Annotated in this window: 1 pseudogene; it reads right to left on the bottom strand. The window is 67.2% G+C overall.

Going from position 1 to position 2,215, the window contains the following annotated elements:
- Positions 1-2,215 (bottom strand): annotated as a pseudogene (locus DMB66_RS59585) (RHS repeat protein); the annotation flags it as partial.

Here is a 2,215-nt window from a genome sequence, read left to right as displayed (position 1 = left end):
TTGTTGAAGAACGGGCCCGCCTGCTCCACGGCCAGGCCGCGCGAGTCGTACTGGGTGTCGGTGATGATCCGGCCGACGTTCGGCGACGGTTCCTGGTTCTGGCGCGGCCGCAGCAGACCGTCGTACAGCGCGTACGAGCTACGGACGCCGCCGTTCGGGGTCAGCGTCTTCGTGATGACGGAAACCGGCTTGTCGGTCTGGATCGAGTAGACGTACTCGATGTCGGGCACGTCGGTGTCGACCGTACGACCGGCCAGCCAGACCTTGATCAGACGGCCGAGTGCGTCGTACCGCAGGGCGGTGCGCTGGTCGTTGGTGTCCTTGGTCTGGGTGACCAGGCCGAAGGCCGGGTCGACGGTCGAGGTGGTGGACTGGCCGAGCGGGTTGGTCACGGACATGCCGGTGACCGGGCCGCCCTCGGCCGGGAGGTACTTGGTCTCGGTCTGGTGGTCCGCGGCGTCGTAGGAGTACCGAAGCCGGCCGTACTTGTCGTACTTGGAGCTGGCCACCTTCAGGTAGGTGGGCTGGCCGTTGGTGTACGACTCGGCCTGCTCGGTGCGGGTCACGTCGCCGTTGGTGGGCGTGTCGTCGAAGGCGCCACCGCTGTAGGAGGTGCGCACGTCCGAGACCGCGTCGGCCGGCAGGCTCGGGGTCGCGGCACAGGCCACCGAAACCGTGCGGACCCGGCTGACCAGGGTCAACAGTCGCTTGTCGACGTTGCGGTTGTACCAGTTCTCAGTGCACGACTCGTCGCCGGTGACGTCCAGGTCGCCCTTGTCGTCGGAGGACTTGAGCATGCCGTAGCCGTCGTATTCGTGCTCGACGGCCGTGCGGCGCACCTTGCCACCGTCCAGTGCCGTACGGTTGGTGGCCTTCTTGATGGCCAGCAGCCGGGCTTCGTCGTTGCCCTCGGTCGCGGTCGGCTCGGACAGCCACGGCGTGTTGACCAGTCCGGAGATCTCCGTGCCGGATTCGCCGTTGAAGGTGCGCTGTTCCAGCAGGAAGCCCTGGTAGCGGTCGTTGTCGGTGACCGCCGTACCGTCGCTGGCGGTGATTGTCTCGGCCTTGCGGCCGCCGTCAGCGTTCTTGCGGTCGCCGTCCATGCCGCGCAGGAAGGTCGCATCGGTACGCAGCCGGTCGGCTGTGCCGGTGCCGCCCACGATCGTGCGCACGGTCTCGTAGCCGCGGAACTGACTCCACGTCTTCTTCTTCGCCTTGGTGATCTCGCTGTCGTCGTAGTGCCAGGCGGCACCGCCGAGGTACTGGTAGCTGGTCACCTTGGCGACGCTGTTGCCGGTACGGCCGTTCTCGACGACGGACTCGACCACGTACTTGTGGAACCAGTCGGTGTCCTCGCCGATCTGCCCCTCGGTCGACCAGAACGACGGGTAGCAGCGGCGGGTGTTGGTCTCCGGGGTCGGCAGGTCCTGCCAAGTGCACTCGGTCTTGGCGTAGTTGACCGAGACGAGACCGCCGGACTCCGACTGGATCGCGCCGATCCGGAACTTCTTGAAGGCCAGCCGGTCGTCGCCGTCGCGGTCGACGCGGTTGTCCAGCGGGATCTTGGTGAAGGTCGTCTTCGGCAGCACGATGTCCGCGCCGGAGGCCTTACCGGTGTGGGTGATCGAGTCCAGCCACAGCGACGCCGTCGAGGCGTCGGCCGGGTCGGGATACGACTGGTCCAGCTCCCACGTGTCGACGTTGCTGTAGTCGGCGCCCTTCAGGACCTGGGTGGTGACCGACTTCAGCCGCTTGCGGGTGAAGAACGTCGGCGACCACTGCTCCTCGCAGCTCTCGTCGTCGGTGCAGATCTGGTCAAAGGGCACGTCGGGCCAGCGGGTGGCGGTGCCCTCCTTCAGATCCCCGGGCTCACAGTCGGCGTCGTCGCCCTTGCACCGCTCGGCGACCGAGAACACCACTCGCGCCGGCGCGGTCGTCTCGCGCTCGTCGCCGAGGCGCTCGCCGTACTCGATGCGCTTGAGGTAGCCGCCGCGGTCGTACTGCACAGACTTGTCGTCGCGGTTCGCGCCGTACCGGTTGGTCTCGACGCCCCAGTAGTAGGTCATCGTGTTGCCGTGCGCGTCGACGACATAGTCGAGATTCCAGCGCCAGGTCTGCAGGCAGCGCGAGTCGGCGAACTTGTCGTCGTGGCACGGCTCGTCGGCGTCGTCACCGTAGACCGGGACCTGCCAGGCCGAGTCGGTGCTGTCGGTGT

The sequence above is a fragment of the Actinoplanes sp. ATCC 53533 genome (genome assembly GCF_003947245.1).
Note: the sequence above shows the minus strand (reverse complement) of the source record. Positions and strands in the feature narration are given on the sequence as shown.